At 66.0% G+C, this 16,463-nt stretch carries 20 protein-coding genes; 10 read left to right on the top strand and 10 right to left on the bottom strand.

All coding sequences use genetic code 11. From position 1 onward, the window contains the following. The first annotated feature begins 137 nt into the window (after positions 1–137). Entirely contained in the window at positions 138–551 is a 414-nt protein-coding gene (locus BHK69_RS04410) for an MbcA/ParS/Xre antitoxin family protein (protein ID WP_069689042.1), read from the top strand. After that, positions 545–1,261 carry an RES family NAD+ phosphorylase gene (locus tag BHK69_RS04405; protein ID WP_199579184.1) on the top strand — a complete coding sequence of 239 codons (717 nt, stop codon included), beginning with the start codon at positions 545–547 and terminating at the stop codon, positions 1,259–1,261. Before BHK69_RS04410 ends, BHK69_RS04405 begins: the two co-directional genes overlap by 7 nt. Before the next feature lie 21 nt (positions 1,262–1,282). Here BHK69_RS04405 and BHK69_RS04400 read toward each other — a convergent pair whose 3' ends face one another. Further along, entirely contained in the window at positions 1,283–2,068 is a 786-nt protein-coding gene (locus tag BHK69_RS04400) for an SDR family NAD(P)-dependent oxidoreductase (protein ID WP_069689040.1), read from the bottom strand. 179 nt (positions 2,069–2,247) lie between these two features. On the opposite strand from BHK69_RS04400, the gene BHK69_RS04395 reads away from it, so the two are divergent. After that, the gene (locus BHK69_RS04395; RefSeq protein WP_069689039.1) at positions 2,248–2,622 is read left to right on the top strand and encodes a YkvA family protein; all 375 of its coding nucleotides are present in this window, start codon (positions 2,248–2,250) and stop codon (positions 2,620–2,622) included. A gap of 59 nt (positions 2,623–2,681) precedes the next feature. Here the strand turns inward: BHK69_RS04395 and BHK69_RS04390 are convergent, their stop codons facing one another. Continuing rightward, positions 2,682–3,656, bottom strand: coding sequence for an NADPH:quinone oxidoreductase family protein (locus BHK69_RS04390; protein WP_069689038.1), 975 nt, complete (start codon positions 3,654–3,656; stop codon positions 2,682–2,684). A 211-nt stretch (positions 3,657–3,867) separates the two neighbouring features. On the opposite strand from BHK69_RS04390, the gene BHK69_RS04385 reads away from it, so the two are divergent. The 3 genes from BHK69_RS04385 (at position 3,868) to BHK69_RS04375 (ending at position 6,440) form a co-directional block, all read left to right on the top strand. Continuing rightward, positions 3,868–4,455, top strand: a complete 588-nt coding sequence (locus BHK69_RS04385; protein ID WP_158516155.1) for a hypothetical protein — start codon at positions 3,868–3,870, stop codon at positions 4,453–4,455. A gap of 252 nt (positions 4,456–4,707) precedes the next feature. Then, entirely contained in the window at positions 4,708–5,940 is a 1,233-nt protein-coding gene (gene rlmN / locus BHK69_RS04380) for a dual-specificity RNA methyltransferase RlmN (RefSeq protein WP_069689036.1), read from the top strand. 5 nt (positions 5,941–5,945) lie between these two features. After that, complete coding sequence (locus BHK69_RS04375; protein ID WP_069689035.1) at positions 5,946–6,440, top strand: hypothetical protein; 495 nt, start codon at positions 5,946–5,948, stop codon at positions 6,438–6,440. A gap of 75 nt (positions 6,441–6,515) precedes the next feature. On the opposite strand, the gene BHK69_RS04370 is transcribed toward BHK69_RS04375, so the two are convergent. Both BHK69_RS04370 and ggt read right to left on the bottom strand, forming a co-directional pair. After that, positions 6,516–7,208 (bottom strand): acid phosphatase, encoded by a 693-nt coding sequence (locus tag BHK69_RS04370; protein ID WP_069689034.1) that lies wholly within the window; start codon positions 7,206–7,208, stop codon positions 6,516–6,518. Positions 7,209–7,267: 59 nt separating this feature from the next. Next, positions 7,268–9,022: a gamma-glutamyltransferase gene (gene ggt / locus BHK69_RS04365; protein ID WP_069689033.1), complete on the bottom strand. Its 1,755-nt coding sequence runs from the start codon at positions 9,020–9,022 to the stop codon at positions 7,268–7,270. A 278-nt stretch (positions 9,023–9,300) separates the two neighbouring features. On the opposite strand from ggt, the gene BHK69_RS04360 reads away from it, so the two are divergent. From BHK69_RS04360 to BHK69_RS04345, 4 genes are all read left to right on the top strand, one after another. Then, positions 9,301–9,909, top strand: a complete 609-nt coding sequence (locus BHK69_RS04360) for a LemA family protein (RefSeq protein WP_069689032.1) — start codon at positions 9,301–9,303, stop codon at positions 9,907–9,909. Positions 9,910–10,041: 132 nt separating this feature from the next. Further along, positions 10,042–10,905 carry a TPM domain-containing protein gene (locus tag BHK69_RS04355; RefSeq protein WP_069689031.1) on the top strand — a complete coding sequence of 288 codons (864 nt, stop codon included), beginning with the start codon at positions 10,042–10,044 and terminating at the stop codon, positions 10,903–10,905. Then, entirely contained in the window at positions 10,905–11,510 is a 606-nt protein-coding gene (locus tag BHK69_RS04350; protein WP_069689030.1) for a TPM domain-containing protein, read from the top strand. The genes BHK69_RS04355 and BHK69_RS04350 overlap by 1 nt, the downstream gene beginning before the upstream one ends. A gap of 124 nt (positions 11,511–11,634) precedes the next feature. Next, a complete protein-coding gene (locus BHK69_RS04345; RefSeq protein WP_069689029.1) occupies positions 11,635–12,273 on the top strand; it encodes a LysE family translocator in 639 nt (212 codons plus the stop codon). A 156-nt stretch (positions 12,274–12,429) separates the two neighbouring features. On the opposite strand, the gene BHK69_RS32540 is transcribed toward BHK69_RS04345, so the two are convergent. The 6 genes from BHK69_RS32540 to BHK69_RS04315 all read right to left on the bottom strand — a co-directional run bounded on the left by BHK69_RS32540 (position 12,430) and on the right by BHK69_RS04315 (position 16,417). Continuing rightward, entirely contained in the window at positions 12,430–12,831 is a 402-nt protein-coding gene (locus BHK69_RS32540; RefSeq protein ID WP_069689028.1) for a YbaN family protein, read from the bottom strand. Positions 12,832–12,935: 104 nt separating this feature from the next. Further along, positions 12,936–13,694 (bottom strand): DUF1223 domain-containing protein, encoded by a 759-nt coding sequence (locus BHK69_RS04335; RefSeq protein ID WP_069689027.1) that lies wholly within the window; start codon positions 13,692–13,694, stop codon positions 12,936–12,938. Between the two features lie 67 nt (positions 13,695–13,761). Continuing rightward, positions 13,762–14,694, bottom strand: a complete 933-nt coding sequence (locus BHK69_RS04330) for a lipid A biosynthesis lauroyl acyltransferase (RefSeq protein ID WP_069689026.1) — start codon at positions 14,692–14,694, stop codon at positions 13,762–13,764. 153 nt (positions 14,695–14,847) lie between these two features. Then, positions 14,848–15,870, bottom strand: a complete 1,023-nt coding sequence (locus BHK69_RS04325; RefSeq protein ID WP_069689025.1) for a zinc-binding dehydrogenase — start codon at positions 15,868–15,870, stop codon at positions 14,848–14,850. A 14-nt stretch (positions 15,871–15,884) separates the two neighbouring features. Beyond that, positions 15,885–16,169: a type II toxin-antitoxin system RelE/ParE family toxin gene (locus BHK69_RS04320; protein ID WP_069689024.1), complete on the bottom strand. Its 285-nt coding sequence runs from the start codon at positions 16,167–16,169 to the stop codon at positions 15,885–15,887. After that, positions 16,166–16,417, bottom strand: a complete 252-nt coding sequence (locus BHK69_RS04315; protein ID WP_069689023.1) for a CopG family ribbon-helix-helix protein — start codon at positions 16,415–16,417, stop codon at positions 16,166–16,168. The genes BHK69_RS04320 and BHK69_RS04315 overlap by 4 nt, the downstream gene beginning before the upstream one ends. Between the last annotated feature and the right edge of the window lie 46 nt (positions 16,418–16,463).

The raw sequence follows: 16,463 nt of genomic DNA, 5'->3' as shown, positions 1-16,463 counted from the left end.
ACACCGTCATTCCGGGCCTCCGCTTCCCACGCCCGGGATGACGCTGTGCTCCCGAGCGCAATCATTGGCCTGATCTTGGGTTCGATCTTGCCATTTGGCATTTTATGTATTATTTGATGCCAAATGGAGATTGCGTCATGACGGCCCTGCAGCGCATCGAGACGACCCAGCGCGACTTTGTCCCGGATCCGATCTCGGATGACGAAGCCGGCGCGATGTTCCGCGCCGCGATCAATCTCTTCCGGCTCTGGCGCGTCACCGACGAGCAGGCGGCGACGCTGCTCGACCTGCCCTTGCGCAGCTATCGGCGCTGGAAGGCCGGCGAGATCGGCCGTATCTCGCGCGACGGCAAGGCGAGGCTCTCCAATCTGATGGGCATCCACAAGGCGCTACGCCTGATCTTTCGCGAGCCCCAGCGCGGCTATGACTGGATCCAGGCGCCCAATGCCGCCTTCTCCGGCCATACGGCGCTGGCGGTCATGCTGGGTGGCGAATTGACGGATCTGATGCGGGTCAGGCGCTATCTCGACGACGAGCGGGGTGGCTGGTGATCGATGTCAGCGCCGTCCCCGCCACCGATCTGGTGTGGCGGGGCGCGGTCCGGATCATCCGCAGCCTGTTTCCGCCGATCGACCTGTTCGAGGACATCGCCGATCCCGCCGACTGGCCATTGATCCTGGCGGCCGAGCAGAAGACCAATCCACGCCTGATGGAGAGCGTCGGCAATCTCGCTCTCGTGCCGCCGGAGAGGCGCGTCTCGGGCCCGGGCGCGAGCTGGCTGATGGCGCCCTTCACCCATGTCAGCCCGGACCGGCCGAGCCGTTTCAGTGCTGGCGGGTTCGGCGTGCTCTATGCCGGCGACAGCTTCGAGGTCGGGCTGTTCGAGACGGTGCATCACCATGGCCGCTTCATGGCCGCGACCAGGCAGCCGCCGGGCTGGACCTCGCAATTTCGTGAAATCCTGCTCGATGTCGAGGCGCGGCTGCATGATCTGCGCAAGCCTGGGTCGGCCGTCAGCGCGGTGCTCGACCCGGGCGACTATACGCAAAGCCAGGCGCTCGGCAGCGCGCTTCGCGCCGCCGGTTCGGAAGGCGTGGTCTATCCGAGCGTTCGCCGTACTGGGGGAGCCTGCGTCGGCCTGTTCTATCCCGACGGCGCCTCGAACCCGGTTCAGGGCCGCCATCTCGACTATCACTGGAATGGCGAGCGGGTGGACCTCTACCGCGATCTCAGCCGCGGCGAGGTTTACCGGATCGTCTGAGACTTAACTCGGCGCAAGGACTTACTTCGCCGCAAGCCGGATCGCGCCGTCGAGCCGGATCGCGGTGCCGTTGAGCATGTCGTTCTCGATGATGCTCTTGACCAGGGCCGCGTATTCGCCGGCCTTGCCGAGCCGCGACGGGAAGGGGATCGAGGCGCCCAGCGAGGCGCGCGAGTCCTCGGGCAGACCGTCGAACATCGGCGTCTCGAACAGGCCGGGCATGATCGTCATCACGCGGATGCCATAGGCGGCGAGTTCGCGTGCGATCGGCAGCGTCATGCCGACGACGCCGGCCTTGGAGGCGGAGTAGGAAGCCTGGCCGATCTGGCCGTCCTCGGCGGCGACGGAGGCCGTATTGACGATCACGCCGCGCCCGCCATCCTCTGTGACCGGGTCGAGGGCGGCCAATGCCACGGCCGATTTGGCGATCATGCGAAACGTGCCGGTCAGGTTGATGGCGAGGCCTTTCTCGAAGGTCGCCATGTCATGGGCGATGAGCTCGCCGGTCTCGCGCTTCCTGGAGATGACGCGGCGGCCGGGTGCGATGCCGGCGCAGTTGACGATGATGCGGGCGACGCCCTGGGCAGCCCGCGCCTTGGCGAGCGCCGCGTCGACGGAGGCGTCATTGGTGACGTCGCAATGGCAGAAAACCCCGCCGATCTCGGCCGCGACCGCCTCGCCGCGCTCGGCGTTCAAATCCAGGAGTGCGACCTTGACGCCGAAGCCCGCGAGCACGCGCGCGGTGCCTTCGCCGAGGCCGGAGGCGCCGCCGGTGACGATGGCGGAGAGCGAGGAATCGAGTTGCATGGGCGTTTCCCGTTCGCAATGGCGTTTGTAACGCGTTTAGAGGCCCTGCCGCCCGGCTCCAAGCGAGATTCTTGGCAGGCCTCTTGTGCAGCCTTGGGCCTGGGGCCACATTTTCCGACGGTCCTGATCGGCATCATCCTGATGACGTTGGGATCGAAAGCCCGCAAGGAGGGGCTGGCATGAGCGACACGTTCCATTCGCGCTTTTCGGCGGAGGAGATGGCGGAGATCCGCCGGAGCCTGCGCGACGAGGCCCGCTTCGGTTCGGAGTTTCTGGGCCGGCTCAAGCGTGTGGCGAAGCGGGTGCCCTTCGCCGAGGATCTGCTGGCGGCCTGGATCTGTACGCGCGATCCGGCGACGCCGCGGCGCGTGCGGCTGACGCTTCTGGCGGCGCTCGGCTATTTCGTGCTGCCGCTCGATGCCATTCCCGACATCCTGCCCTTCATCGGCTTCACCGACGATGCGGCGGTGATTGCCGCGGCCATCGCTGCGGTCGCGGGCTCGATCACGCCCGAACACCGCGAGAAGGCGAAGCGGACGCTGGCGGAGCTGTAGGCAGAGCTGCCCGCTCGTCGAAAGATGTCATTCCGGGGCGATCCGGAACGATGGCGAGATCACAGCGTCAGGATGATCTTGCCCTTGGCCTTGCGGTCGCCGATCAAAGCGAAGCCCTCGGTCCAGCGCTCCAATGGCAGGGCGGCGTGGACATGGGCGCGGATATGCCCGTTCGCGGCCCAATCCAGCAGGCGCTCCATATTGCGGCGATGCGCGGCGGGCTCGCGCCGGACGAACTCGCCCCAGAACACGCCGCGCAGGTCGCAGCCCTTCAGCAGCAGCAGGTTGAGCGCGATCTTCGGAATCGCGCCGCCGGCGAAGCCGACGACGAGATAGCGCCCTTCCCAGGCCATGGCGCGCAAAGCCGGCTCGGCCAGATCGCCGCCGACCGTGTCGTAGAGCACATCGACGCCGCGCCCTTCGGTCAGGCGGCGCAGGCCGGCCTTCGGATCCTCGCTGCTGTAGTCGAGCTCCTCCTGCGCGCCATGCGTCCGGGCGAGGGCGAGCTTATCGGCCGAGGAGGCGCAGGCGATGACATGGGCGCCGAGCAGCGCGCCGATTTCGACCGCCGCCAGCCCCGCGCCGCCGGCCGCTCCGAGCACGGCCAGGGTCTCGCCGCCCTTGAGGCCGGCGCGCTGGATCAGCCCGTGCATCGCCGTGCCATAGGTGACGAACAGACCCGCTGCCTGGGCGTCGTCGAGCGCATCGGGCACGCGCACGATCTGCTGGGCGGGGACGACGACGCTTTCGCGCGCCGCGCCGTGGCCGAGCCAGGCGGCGACGCGCTCGCCGACACGCCAGCCGGTGACGCCTTCGCCGATGCTGGCGATCGTGCCGGCGCATTCTGCTGAGGGCGAGAAGGGCAGCGCCGGCTTGGTCTGGTAGCGCCCCTCGATGATCAACGTGTCGAAGAAGTTGAGCGCGGCCGCCTTGACCGCGATGACGACCTCGCCCGGCCCGGGGCTGGGCTCGGCAATGTCGCGGATAACGAGCGTCTCGGCCGGCCCATGGGCCTCGCAGAGCAGTGCTTTCATCGTTTCCCCAACCGCTGCGATGCGCTTGGCGGCGAATGTGGCATGCTCAGATGACGAACGGAACTGTAGCTGGGGGTGTAGGGCATTCGCATTTTCGCCCGGATCGTGACATCCTATCGTTTCCGCGATCTTGAACTCTCGGGTCAAATGCCCCGGGAATAGAGACGCTGTTAAGATTTCTGCTGATTGATGGCGGCTTATGAATCTCTGTTTGCTCCGCACCGATTTCGCCGCCTCACGGCTCCTGATCGTCGCATCGCTGTTCGCCGCGAGCGTGATCGCCGTGCCGGCCTCCGCTCAACCCAAGCCGAAGCCCCAGGCGAAGCCTGCGCCGGTCGCATCGGCAAGCGCTGGCCAGGCCCAGGCGATGCTCCTGGAGACGGCCGGGAAATGGCAGGCCTTTTCCTCGCAGCAGGGCCGCTCGAAGGTCTGCTACGCGCTCTCCAAGGCGGAGGCGCGCCTGCCGGCCAATCTCAAGGATATCGAGGGACTGCTCTTCGTCTCCAGCCGCCCGACCGAGGGCGTGCGCAACGAGATCAGCTTCGTGCTGAATTTCGACCTGAAGGAAGATGTCGAGCATCAGGCGATCATCGGGTCCGAGCGCTTTGCGCTGGTCGCGAAGGGCCAGAACATGTGGCTCAAGAACCCGGCCGAGGAGCCGCGCATGCTGGACGCGCTGCGCAAAGGTTCGGGGCTCGAGGTCAAGGGCACCTCGAAGCGCGGCAACCCGACCAGCGACAAATACTCGCTCGCCGGCATGAACCAGGCGGTGAAGCGCGCCGAAGACGCCTGTAAGTAGGGCGGCGCCGGAATCCGCGAGCGCGGCCGTCTGACGCGGCTTTCTGCGCTTCCGGTGCTCACGGACATGAAGTCCGCTGCGCTCCGGTTCTCGAAATCCGCGCCAGCCGACTCACGCTGGCGAATTCCGGCGGCCACCCTGCGTCGCACCGGTTTGTAATGGTATTTGTCCTGTGATTTCGCGGCTGGGCGTTCTCGTGCTATGAGCCGCGGATATTCGGGCCGATGATCGCCCGTCCGAGCCAGAGTTCCGATGACCTTGTCCGTGCTTGAGCCCGCCGCGCCAGCGGCCGAACCCGTTGTTTCGAGCCGCATCTCGCTGGTCGGGCGCACGCGCGCCGGGCTTGGCGATGCGCTGGCCGAGATCGGCGTCCCCGAGAAGGAACGGCGCATGCGCGTCGGCCAGCTCTGGAACTGGATCTACCATTACGGCGTCCGCGATTTCTCCGCGATGACGACGATCGGCAAGGGTTTGCGCGCGGCGCTCGATCAGCGCTTCACGCTCGACCTGCCGGAGGTGACGGCCGAGCAGGTCTCGACCGACGGCACGCGCAAATGGCTGATCCGCATGGCGCCGACCGGCCCGCGCGATCGCGGCGCCGAGATCGAATGCGTCTATATTCCCGAGGTCGACCGCGGCACGCTTTGCGTCTCCAGCCAGGTCGGCTGCACGCTGACCTGCACCTTCTGCCACACCGGCACGCAGCGCCTCGTGCGCAACCTCACCTGTGAGGAGATCGTGGCGCAATTGATGGTGGCGCGCGACCGGCTCGGCGATTTCCCGAACCGGAGCAAGCCCGACGGCGCTTTCGTGCCCAATGATGGCGGGCGCTTCGTCTCCAACATCGTCTTCATGGGCATGGGCGAGCCGCTCTATAATTTCGACGGCGTGCGCGATGCCATCGGCGTGATCTCGGACAATGAGGGGCTGTCGCTCGGCCGCCGCCGCATCACGGTCTCGACCTCCGGCGTCGTGCCGCAGATCGGCCCGCTCGGGCATGAGATGGGTACGATGCTGGCGATCTCGCTGCATGCGGTGCGCGACGAATTGCGCAACGAGCTCGTGCCGCTGAACAAGAAGTATCCGATCGCCGAACTGCTCGAGGCCTGCCGGACCTATCCCGGCGTTTCGAACGCGAAGCGGATCACCTTCGAATATGTCATGCTCAAGGGCGTCAACGACAGCGATGCCGATGCGCGCGAACTGGTGCGCCTGCTCAAGGGCATTCCGGCCAAGATCAACCTGATCCCGTTCAACCCCTGGCCCGGCACAAAATATGAGTGTTCGGACTGGGACCGGATCGAGCGCTTCTCCGAGATCGTCTTCCGGGCGGGCTATGCCTCGCCGGTGCGCACTCCGCGCGGGCGCGACATCCTCGCCGCCTGCGGCCAGCTCAAGAGCGAGACCGAGAAGCTCTCGGCCCGCGCACGATTGATGCTGGATCAGGACGAGGCGGCGGCTGCCGCTGCCGTCGCTGCGGAATAATCACCTTGCTGCGCTGGCTGCTGCTGATCCCCTTCGCCTTGCTCGTCGCAATGGGGGCGGGGCTGTTTGCCATGCTCGTCGCCAGCGTGGTCTCACCTGAGATCGCGCTTCTGATCGGCGGTGGTTTCCAGCGCTTGATGGAGGCGCTGTTCGGCCTGGCTGAGAGCGACATCGATCCCACGCCGGTGGCGCAAGCCGCCTTCAGCCTGCTTGGGAGGCTCGGCATGGCGATCATCGTCGCGCCGGTCGTGCTGGTCGCAGTTTTCAGCGAGCTTTTCCGACTGCGCAGCGGGCTGATCCAGAGCGGGCTCACCGGCCTGCTGGCGACCGTAATGCCGCTGGCCATGCTGCGCCTCTCGCGCGCGCCGAGCGAGGCCGAGATGCGGGTGATCGGCGCCTTGTTCCTGATCGGGGCGGCGACGGGGTTCGTCTACTGGCTGATCGCGGGACGTGGGGCGGGCGCGGCCCGGACCGTTCCGACCGGCGCGCCGCGCCGATAAGGCTTACGGCTCTCATCAAAGAGTTAGAGCAGGATCGATTGCGAAAAACCGGTTCCCACTTTTTCGCATCCTGCTCTAGAGGCCGAGGCCCTTGCGCAGCTCGGCCTTCGCCGCGGCATATTCGACCTGGAATTCGGGCTGCTCCATGATCCTGGCTGCGATCACCGTGCCGGCGATGCGGCCGGCCTCGACATCGGCGCGGAAATGGATGCCGCCGATGATCCGGTTCTCGCCATAGGCCCAGGCGCGCGCCATGATCTCGTTGCGCTTCTCCGGAACCATGTTCGACAGGACGACGCCCATCAGCGTACCGACGGTGGTGTGGCCCGAAGGATAGGCGCCGGAGTTGGAGAGCTTCACCGCGGGCTTGACCAGCGGGCTATACTGATGCGGGCGCGGGCGCTTCCAGCTGTCCTTGGCCGGGTCGACGACCTCGCCTTCGGTTGCGACGATGCGGTCGAAGAAGGCGGAGAAGGCCGGCAGCGCCTCGGTCTTGAAGTTCGGCCCCATGACATTGGCGAAGCGCCAGACATTCTCGACGACATCGGCCTGGGCCTGCGCCTCCATCTCCGGCGTGCGCGTGACCTGGATGCTCAGCACCTCGGCGAGTTCCGCCCGGGTCTGGGCCGAATCATTGGCTGGCGGCGGCTTCAGCAAGGTCAGGAGATCGATGGTCTTGGCCGTGGCGAAGGGTTTCGCCTCCCCTGCATGAACTGGGGAGAGGGCGAGCAAGGCCGTCGTCAGGGCGGCGAGAAAAAGGGAGCGCATGGCGGTTCTCCTGATGGGAAGAAACCGACGCGCCCGAAACATGACAGGGCGATGAAGCCTCAATCGCCGATGGCGACGCCCTCGCGCCGGCCATCGGCGCCGCCGACGAAGCCTTCCGGCGTCTTGACGATGGCCTGGATGCCCGAGGTCATCTCCAGCAGGCGGACCTCGTGGCCTTTCGCCTCCAGAGCAACCTTCCAGGGCTCGGCCTCGGTGCCCTTTTCCAATTCGGTCGGGCCGTTGCGGCTGCCGAAATTGGCGAGATCGACGGCGTTCTGCGGATCCATCTTCCAGTCGAGGAGCGCGACCAGCGTTTTGGCGACGAAGCCGATGATCTGGCTGCCGCCGGGTGAGCCGACCACGGCATAAAGCCTGCCGAAGGCGTCGAAGACCAAGGTCGGCGCCATCGAGGAGCGCGGACGCTTGCCGGCTTCGACGCGATTGGCGACGGGTTTGCCGTCTTCTTCCGGCGCGAAGGAGAAGTCGGTCAGTTCGTTGTTGAGCAGGAAGCCGCCCTTGCTCATCAGGCGCGAGCCGAACCCGTCCTCGATCGTCGTGGTCATCGCGACGGCGTCGCCATTGGCGTCGATCACCGAGATATGGCTGGTGCCGTGCTCGACGCCGTCCGAGGGCGCGAGCAATTGCGCGCGCTTATGCGGCGGGTCGCCGGCGGTGGCGCGGCCCATGGATTTCTCGGGGCTGACGAGACCCGCGCGCGAGCGGATATAGTCGCGGTCGATCAACCCCGAGACAGGGACGCTGAGGAAGGCGGGGTCGGCGAGATAGAGCGCGCGATCGGCGAAGGCGAGGCGGCCGGCCTCGCTGAACCAGTGCACTGCTTCTGGCCCGGGGCCCATGCGCGCCAGATCCTGGGTTTCGAGGATGCCGAGCATCTGCTGCACGGCGATGGCACCGGAGCTCGGCGGGCCCATGCCGCAGATCCGGTAGACGCGGTAGAGCCCGCAGACGGCCTCGCGCTCCTCAATTTTGTAGGCGGCGAGGTCGGCAAGCGTGATGTCGCCTGGATTGTTGTTGTGACCGGTGACCTTGGCGACGATGTCCTCGGCGATCGGCCCGGCATAGAAGGCAGCCGAGCCGGTCTCGGCGATGGCGCGCAGGGTCGCGGCGAAGGCCGGGTTCTTCAGGATCGTACCGACGGCCTTGGCCTTGCCGTCGGGCTCGTAGAAATAGGCGGCGGCGAGCGGGTCGGCGCTCAGGTTCTTCTCGCCGGCCAGGAGGCCGTTGAGGCGCGGCGAAATCGCAAAGCCGTCCTCGGCGAGCTTGATCGCCGGCGCGATGACCTGCGGCCAGGGCAGCTTGCCCCAGCGCTGATGCGCGCCCTCGAGCAGCTTCAGCGTGCCGGGAACGCCGACCGAGCGGCCGCCGATGACGGCCTCCATGAATTTCGTCGGCTTGCCGTCCGCGCCGATGAAGCGGTTCGGCTTTGCCGCCGCCGGCGCGGTCTCGCGCCCGTCCAGCGTCGTGAGCTTCCGGCCGGCCTCGTCCCAATGCACCATGAAGGCGCCGCCGCCGATACCCGAGCTTTGCGGCTCGACGAGGTTGAGCACGAGTTGGATCGTGATCGCCGCATCGACCGCGCTGCCGCCGGCGCGCAGGATCTCGCGGCCGGCATTGGTGGCCAGCGGATTGGCGGCGGCGACCATATAAAGCTGGGCGTGGCCGGAGGTCTTGGCGATGCGCCCCGTCGCGGCTTCGGGCGCCGGAGCGAGGCTCTGGGCAGCTGCAGAGCTCACGACGGCCGCGGACAGGGCGATCGCGAGGAAAGCGCTCCTCGATACTGACAGGGTCGTCATCTCATGCTCCTCGCCGTTGCGCCGTACTGCCAGACTAGAGCCGGATGATTTCAGATGGGATCACAAAGTGAGCCCATCTGAAATCATCCGGCTCTCATCTAAAAGTGAGAGCAGGATGCGAAAAACCGGTTCCCACTTTTTCGCATCCGGCTCTCACGCCAGATTGCGCTGGCGCGCCATGGTCTTGGCGACGGAGCTTCGCATCCGCCTTGGAGGCGGAGCCCGGGAAGGCTAAGGTCGCGGTCCTGCCTGTCGATACGTCAGCAAAGGGACCCGGCATGTCGTTCCCAGTTTCCATCGCCTTTCGCCGCAGTTTGACGGCGGCAGTGCTTGCTTTCCTCGGTTTCGCGCTCGCGGGTTGCGGTTACAACAACGTCCCGACGCTGGAGGAAAAGGCCAAGGCGTCCTGGTCCGAGGTGCAGAATCAGTATCAGCGCCGCGCCGATCTGATCCCGAATCTGGTCGAGACGGTGAAGGGCTATGCCGCGCAGGAGCGCGAGGTGCTGACGCAGGTCGTCGAGGCGCGCGCCAAGGCGAGTCAGGTCAAGGTCGACGCCTCGACCATCACTGATCCCGCGAAGTTCAAGGAATATCAGGACGCGCAGAACCAGCTCACCGGCGCACTCGGCCGGTTGCTCGTCACGGTGGAGCGCTACCCTGACCTCAAATCGAACCAGAACTTCCTCGCCTTGCAATCGCAGCTCGAAGGTACCGAGAACCGGGTCACGGTGGCGCGGCGCGACTACATCCAGGCAGTGCAGGCCTTCAACACCGAGATCCGCACTTTTCCGGGCGTGATCTGGGCAAAACTGTTCTGGGGTTCCAAGCCGATGGAGACCTTTGCCGCGACGGCCGGGGCGGAGCGGCCACCGACGGTGAAGTTCTGAGGCTATGCGCCGAGTTCGCCGGGTGATGCTGCAAGCATTGCATGGTGAGGCGCGGGGAACCCCTCTCCCGAGTGGGAGAGGGGCAGGGGTGAGGGCAGGCCAGCAAACCAGGTGGGCACGAAATTCTCTGCGATGCTGAACCTCACCGTCGAACGGCCTACACCTCACCCCCGCCCCTCTCCTTACAGGAGAGGGGTTCTCTGGCGTGTTTCCGCATTTCTTCTGTTTCTGTTGGCGACCGGTTACGCCCTTGCCGCCGACCCCTCCTATCCCGCCCTCACCGGCCGTATCGTCGATGGCGCCAAGCTTATCGCGCCGGAGGCACGCCAGCGCATCGAGGCGAAGATCAAGGCGCATGAGGACAAGGCCGGCGACCAGCTCGTGGTTGCGACCGTGCCCTCGCTGCAGGACATCGGCATCGAGGATTTCGCCAACGGCCTGTTCCGGTTCTGGAAGCTCGGCGAGAAGCCGCGCAACAACGGCGTGCTGTTCATCGTCGCGCCGAACGAGCGCAAGGTCCGCATCGAGGTCGGCTATGGGCTGGAAGGGGCGCTGACCGACGCGCTCTCCAAGATCATCATCACCACGGCGGTGGCGCCGAAGTTCAAGACCGGCGATTTCGCTGGTGGCATCGAGGGTGGCGTCGATGCGATCCTGACCATCCTCTCCGGCGACGCCGAGGAATGGCAGCGCCGCGCCCTGGTGCGGAATGATGAGAGCTCGCCGGCTGAGACCCTCGCCGTGATCCTGGTGATGGTGTTCATCTTCATCCTGGTGGTTTCCTTCATGCGCAGCCTGAGCCAGGCGCGCGGAGCCGGCCGGCATCGCCTGCGCGACGGGCGCTGGATCACGCTGCCGCAGAGTTCGGGTTGGGGCACGGGGTCGGGCTCGAGCTGGGGAGGTGGCGGCGGCTGGAGTTCCGGTGGCGGAGGCGGGGGCGGCTTCTCCGGTGGAGGCGGCTCGTCGGGCGGTGGCGGTGCGTCGGGGGATTGGTGATGGATTCAGACGACAGGGACGCGATCGCAGCGGCCGTCGCCCAGGCCGAGCGCCTGACCAGCGGCGAGATCGTGGTGGTGATCGACCGCGCCGCGAGCAGCTACCGATCGGTGCCGATGGTGCTGGCTTTGGTGCTGTCGCTGTTCGTGCCCTGGCCGCTTCTGGCACTGACGATGACGAGCGCGCCGCGCATCTTCCTGATCCAGTTGATCTGCGCGGCCCTGCTGATGGCCGCACTGCTCTGGTATGGGCGCGGCGGCCGCTTCGTGCCCGGCTTCGTCAAGCGCGGCCGCGCGCATGACGTGGCGCTGCGCGAGTTCACCGCGCGCGGGTTGACGCAGACGCGTGGGCGCACCGGCGTGTTGCTCTATGTCGCCCTGCAGGAGCGCTATGCCGAGGTCGTCACGGATATCGGCATCGACGGCAAGGTTGATCCGGAGACATGGCGGGACATCGTCGCGGCCCTGCTCGACGCCGCGCGGCAGGAGCGTTTGCGCGAGGGGCTGATCGACGCGGTCGGGGCGCTCGGGCGCGTCCTGGCGCAGCATGCACCGCCGGTTGCCGACGATATCGACGAACTGCCGAACAAGGTGATCCTGCTGTGACGTCCATCTCTCGTCCTGACTGTCTGAAGGTGCGCCCCCTCGCGTGACGAGATGTGTTGTCGCGCGCGTCCAGATTGTCTAGACATATGGGGCGCCACGCTTTATCGGGAGGTCCCAGGACGTCATGAGCGTTCAGTCTTGGTTGGGTTTTGCGGCTCTTATTGCCATCGCAACCTGTTCGCCTGGCCCAAACGTGCTGACGGTCATCACCAACGCCCTGCGGCATGGTTGGCGCGGTGCGGGCCTGGCCATCGCAGGCAATCTCGTCGCATTGTTCGTGGTTGCCCTGGCTGCGGCGCTGGGCACGGGGACTGTGCTGCGGGCGTTTCCGAGCGCGTATCAAGCGATGAAGCTGGCAGGCGCCGCCTATTTGATCTGGGTGGGCCTCAATCTGCTGCGCGTCTCGTTCTCGGCGATCGCACGTCTCGAGCTCGATCGGGAAGAGGCCAGCCAGCGCGCAGATCTCTCGATTGTGCTTCGTTCGCTCCTTGTTTCCCTGAGCAACCCGAAATCGATCCTGTTCTTATCGGCGGCGTTCCCGTCTTTTCTTGATCAGGCGGCGCCCATCGCGCCGCAGTTCGCGATGATGTTCGTCACGATCATCGCGATCGTTGGCTTGATACATACGAGCTACGCGGCGGTATCGCTGCGGTTGCGGGCGCGCTTGCTGGGCGCTGGTGGCCGGCGCTGGATGGGCCGCGTCGCCGGGTTCAGTTTTTTCGGTCTTGGAGTCGGACTGGCTGCAGACGCTGTCCGCAGCTGAGTCTGAAACGAGCGGCGCTATGGCGTTTCGCGCGGCCGACTTTTCAACAGGCTGCTAGAGCAATTCCCGATCCGGTTGGATCGTTCAATTGCTCTAGATCTTTGTTTTAACGCGTTTTCCTGGCGCGAACCGGTGTCCACTTCGTTCGAAAACGCTCTAGGATGCGGATGCCGGCTGTTCTGGTCGCCGCCAGACATAGACGAGCACGCCGAGCATGATCGCGGCCACAACGGCCTGAAGCAGGCGCGAATCGGTTTCCAGGAAGATCAGCGAAAAGCTCGCGATCATGCTGATCGTGATCAGCCATTTCGCACTGCGCGGTATGGCACCGGACGTATTCCAGTTCGCGATCAGCTTGCCGAAGCGCGGATGGGTCGTCAGCCAGGTTTCCATCCGGGGCGAGGATCGGGAGAAGCAGGCCGTCGCCAGCACCAGGAAGACGATGCCGGGAATCAGGGGCACGACCAGCGCGACGACGCCAATCGCCACACTCAGGCAGCCGAGCGCGAAATAGACCGGGCGCTGCCAGCGCGGCTTCAGGGAAGCATTGGGTTCCACTCGAGATCCTTGCCGCAGGGGTCGCGTCGCGCCATGGCCTTGAGCCGGCTGCACGTCACTGGCATTTAGGGGAGGTCGATACAAGCGGGGGGCGCGATCCCGGATCAGCGCGTGCTGCGAGCCGCGCCCAGCATTGCGGCGGGCATCATGCCGTATTTCCCGAGCGTTTCGGCCTGCACGACGACGATATAGCTGTCGGAATCGGCGGCGCGCGTCGTCGTGAGGGGAGCCGTCAGGGTCGTCTCCCCGCCATCCCATTCGCCGACGCGCACCATGGCGCGCACGACATTGGCGTAGGTGATGGTGCGGCCTTCATTCTCGCCACGCGTGATCGGAACGGTGACCAGCTTCGCGACCGGAAGAATCCAGACGCCGGCGGGCCTGTCACCGGGGCTGGCGGAGGCTGCGATCTTGATCCGCAGCGTCGTGCCGTCCTCCTGGATCGAGAGCTTTACGGGCAGAGCACTGGGCGCCTGCTCGCGCAGCATGCGCTCGATCTCGGTCTTGTCGGAGCCGACGATGTGGGAGGCGCCGTTGATCACAGCCTGGGGCGTGTAGACCTGGCCGTCGCCGCGGGCCTTGGCATAGAATTTCTGGCGCTTGGTGAAGACGTCCTGGCCGAGCGTGTCCTTCCAGCCGAGATAGTCCCAATAGGTCACTGGCAGCGTCAACGCGATGACGGCAGGGTCCTTGGCGATCTCGCGCAGCAGCGCGTCCGCGGGTGGGCAGGACGAGCAGCCCTGGCTGGTGAAGAGCTCGACGACCGCCTTCGGCTGCACCGCCGGAGCCTGCGCATGCGCCGTCGCGCCGCCCAGGAGGAGCGCGGCGATGGATACAGGAAGGAGGCGGGCGCGAAGGGTCATGGCTGAACTCGGCGACCATTATAGCTGTGAGGTATTACCAAAGCGCCCAACAGCTCTCACTTGGAAATCACGTTGCCTTGAAAACCGGTTGAATCGTCATGATGGGCGCGTCGCCGCCCTTCGCCGCGGCGATCAGGTTAGGCCGCCAGCGCCGATGCATCCAGAGCCATTGCTCGGGATGCTCGCGGACCCATCCCTCGACGACGGCGGTCATCATCGCCATCGCGCCTTGAACGTCGATCTCGCCATTGGCATCGCGCGGCAGGTCGAGCGGCGGCGTCAACTCCAACCGGAAGCGATGATGGGGCAAGCGGATGACGCGCACGCCATGGACCGGGCATTCGAAGCGCCGGGCGAATTTGCCGAGGATCGGGTTGGTCAGCGCCGGCCGGCCCATGAAGGGCACCACCACGCCGCGGGTGAAATGCTGGTCGATCAGCATGCCGAGATGGCCGCCCTTCTCCAGCACGCCCTGCATGGCGAAGGCCGCGCCCTGCTTGGCGGCAGCGAGCCCGCCCATCGCACCGGAACGGATCTCATGCACGATCGCGGCGATGGCCGGGTCGTTGGGCGCGCGGAACACGGCGGTGGTGTCGAGCTTGTAGGCGGCGGCGCAGATCGCCGGCAGCTCCCAATTGGCGAGATGGGAGGAGAAAATCAGGCCCGGCTTGCCATCGTCCTTGAGCGCGATGAATTGCTCGATGCCGTCGACCTCGACGCGCGAGGGAGCGTCCCGGTTGTCGTCGTCATAGTCGAACAATGTGTTCAGATGGGCGTATTCGGCGGCGGTGCGGCCGAGATTCTCCCAGGCCCCGCGCGCGATCCGCCGAACCTCGTCCTCCGCCATCTGCGGGAAAGCCGCGCGGATATTCGCGAGCGCGACGCGGTTGACCGGGATCACGGGGCTGACGCTGCGCAGCAGCCAGCCGCCGAGATCGCTCGCGCGCTCGGGCCCGAGCCAGCGCAGGAAGCCAAACAGCGCCCGGATCAGGCCGATCATCACCACGGCGCCGGCGCGCGCGGCGAGAGCTTTCAGTCGTCTCAAGGTCAGCCCGGTCCCATCTCGCCCGTGCATTGAGCTTATCGGGCAGGAACCGGGGACTTGCGGCAGGAAGGCCCGTTGCGTCAAGCCTTCCGGGCGCGGAGCGCCTCGTCAGAAGGCGACGATGACCTTGCCGAAGACCTGCCGGCCTTCAAGCCGGGCCAGGCCTTTCTCGAAATCGGCGAGCGGAAACACCGAATCGATCACGGGTCTCATGCCGCCGGCCATCTTTTCCAGCGATTGCGCGATGTTTTCGATGCGGCAGCCGAAGGAACCGGTGATGCGGTATTGCTGCTGAAAGAGCTGCATCAGATTCATCGTGGTCGAAGCGCCCGACGTCGCGCCGCAAGTGACAAGCCGGCCGCCGCGCTTGAGGCAGAGCAGCGAGCCGTTCCAGGTGTCGGCGCCGACATGCTCGAAGACGACATCGACGCCCTTGCGCTTGGTGAGCTGGCGAACCTCGCCCTCGAAGCGCTCGGTCTTGTAGTTGACGACGAAATCAGCCCCGAGCGCCTTGGCCTTGCGGCCCTTTTCGTCATCGCCGACGGTGGTGTAGACCGTGCAGCCGATAGCCTTGGCCATCAGGATGGCGGCCGTGCCGATGCCCGAGCCGCCGGCATGGACCAGGACGGATTCGCCGGGTTCGAGCTTGGCGTTGTCGAACAGCATGTGCTGGACCGTGCCGAAGCCGATCGGCGCGCAGGCCGCGTCCTCGAAGGAGACACCTTCAGGCGCCTTGATGACGAGGCGCGCGGATTTGTTCAGCAGTTCACGCGCGAAGCCGTCGATATGGAAGCCCATGATGCCGGCGACGTTCTCGCAGAGATTGTCGCGGCCCTCCCTGCAGGCCTTGCAGTGGCCGCAGGTCTCGGCGCCATAGGCGGTGACGGTGTCGCCAACCTTGAGATTGGTGACACCCTCGCCGACGCAGACGATCTCGCCCGCGGCCTCGACGCCGGCGGCCTGGGGCATCTTGCGCTTGGCGAAAGCCATGCCGCGAAAGCCCCAGACGTCGAGATAGTTCAGCGCGACCGCGCGGATACGGATCTGCACCTCGCCGGCGGCGGGCGGCGGCGGCGGCTCGATCTCCTCGAGACGGAGGTCGCGGTCGCCATGAAGCTGGAGGGAACGCATCGGTATAGTGCCTTTCAGAACTGGTCAGGCCAGTCACGCGCGGCGTGCAGCGCGGCCAGGATTTCGACGCGTCCTTCGCGGACGCGATAGGGGAGGATATAGCTCGTGCCGGAGACCACGAGTTCACGCGTTTCCTCAGCTCGGCCCGGCCGGCCTATGGCGGGGTTGTCGGCAAGCGTTTTGGCTGCAAGTCGAAGCCTTCGGACCAACGTCAGCGCGGCAGTCGGATTGAAATCAGCGATATAATGGCCGATCTCGCGTAAGTCATCTTTGGCACGAGGCGTCCAGATCAACTTCATCGGGCGGCATCGATGCGAGCTTGCAACTCCACTTCAATCGCGTCGAGCTCTTCCTCCGTCGCGAACTCGCCACGGTCGGCCTGGGCGATGCCCTCCTTGATCTTGGCGATCTGCCAGGCATTCAGCTCGACATAGGATTCGATCGCCTTGGCCGCGATCCAGCTGCGCGAGCGGTCCGTGTCGGCGGCCAGCGCGTCGAGCTTGGCCAGCATCTCGTCGTCGAGGCGGATGGTGAAGGCTGCGGTCATGATGGTTCGCTCCGGTTCGGAGTGAACCTAGCATATTTGGGCCGTC

It is taken from the genome of Bosea vaviloviae, from assembly GCF_001741865.1.
GTDB classification, from domain to species: domain Bacteria; phylum Pseudomonadota; class Alphaproteobacteria; order Rhizobiales; family Beijerinckiaceae; genus Allobosea; species Allobosea vaviloviae.
The sequence above is the reverse complement of the archived record's forward strand: the minus strand, read 5'-3'. Positions and strand labels throughout refer to the sequence as shown.

Bases quoted from the DNA above. Each gene is read 5' to 3' on its own strand.
- BHK69_RS04360 (WP_069689032.1), top strand. From the start codon at position 9,301: ATGTCGTTCCCAGTTTCCATCGCCTTTCGCCGCAGTTTGACGGCGGCA.
- BHK69_RS04400 (WP_069689040.1), bottom strand. From the start codon at position 2,068: ATGCAACTCGATTCCTCGCTCTCCGCCATCGTCACCGGCGGCGCCTCC.
- BHK69_RS04325 (WP_069689025.1), bottom strand. From the start codon at position 15,870: ATGCGTTCCCTCCAGCTTCATGGCGACCGCGACCTCCGTCTCGAGGAG.
- rlmN (WP_069689036.1), top strand. From the start codon at position 4,708: ATGACCTTGTCCGTGCTTGAGCCCGCCGCGCCAGCGGCCGAACCCGTT.
- BHK69_RS04320 (WP_069689024.1), bottom strand. From the start codon at position 16,169: ATGAAGTTGATCTGGACGCCTCGTGCCAAAGATGACTTACGCGAGATC.
- BHK69_RS04410 (WP_069689042.1), top strand. From the start codon at position 138: ATGACGGCCCTGCAGCGCATCGAGACGACCCAGCGCGACTTTGTCCCG.
- BHK69_RS04345 (WP_069689029.1), top strand. From the start codon at position 11,635: ATGAGCGTTCAGTCTTGGTTGGGTTTTGCGGCTCTTATTGCCATCGCA.
- BHK69_RS04350 (WP_069689030.1), top strand. From the start codon at position 10,905: ATGGATTCAGACGACAGGGACGCGATCGCAGCGGCCGTCGCCCAGGCC.
- BHK69_RS04395 (WP_069689039.1), top strand. From the start codon at position 2,248: ATGAGCGACACGTTCCATTCGCGCTTTTCGGCGGAGGAGATGGCGGAG.
- BHK69_RS04330 (WP_069689026.1), bottom strand. From the start codon at position 14,694: ATGATCGGCCTGATCCGGGCGCTGTTTGGCTTCCTGCGCTGGCTCGGG.
- BHK69_RS04390 (WP_069689038.1), bottom strand. From the start codon at position 3,656: ATGAAAGCACTGCTCTGCGAGGCCCATGGGCCGGCCGAGACGCTCGTT.
- BHK69_RS04315 (WP_069689023.1), bottom strand. From the start codon at position 16,417: ATGACCGCAGCCTTCACCATCCGCCTCGACGACGAGATGCTGGCCAAG.
- ggt (WP_069689033.1), bottom strand. From the start codon at position 9,022: ATGACGACCCTGTCAGTATCGAGGAGCGCTTTCCTCGCGATCGCCCTG.
- BHK69_RS04355 (WP_069689031.1), top strand. From the start codon at position 10,042: ATGCTGAACCTCACCGTCGAACGGCCTACACCTCACCCCCGCCCCTCT.
- BHK69_RS04370 (WP_069689034.1), bottom strand. From the start codon at position 7,208: ATGCGCTCCCTTTTTCTCGCCGCCCTGACGACGGCCTTGCTCGCCCTC.
- BHK69_RS04335 (WP_069689027.1), bottom strand. From the start codon at position 13,694: ATGACCCTTCGCGCCCGCCTCCTTCCTGTATCCATCGCCGCGCTCCTC.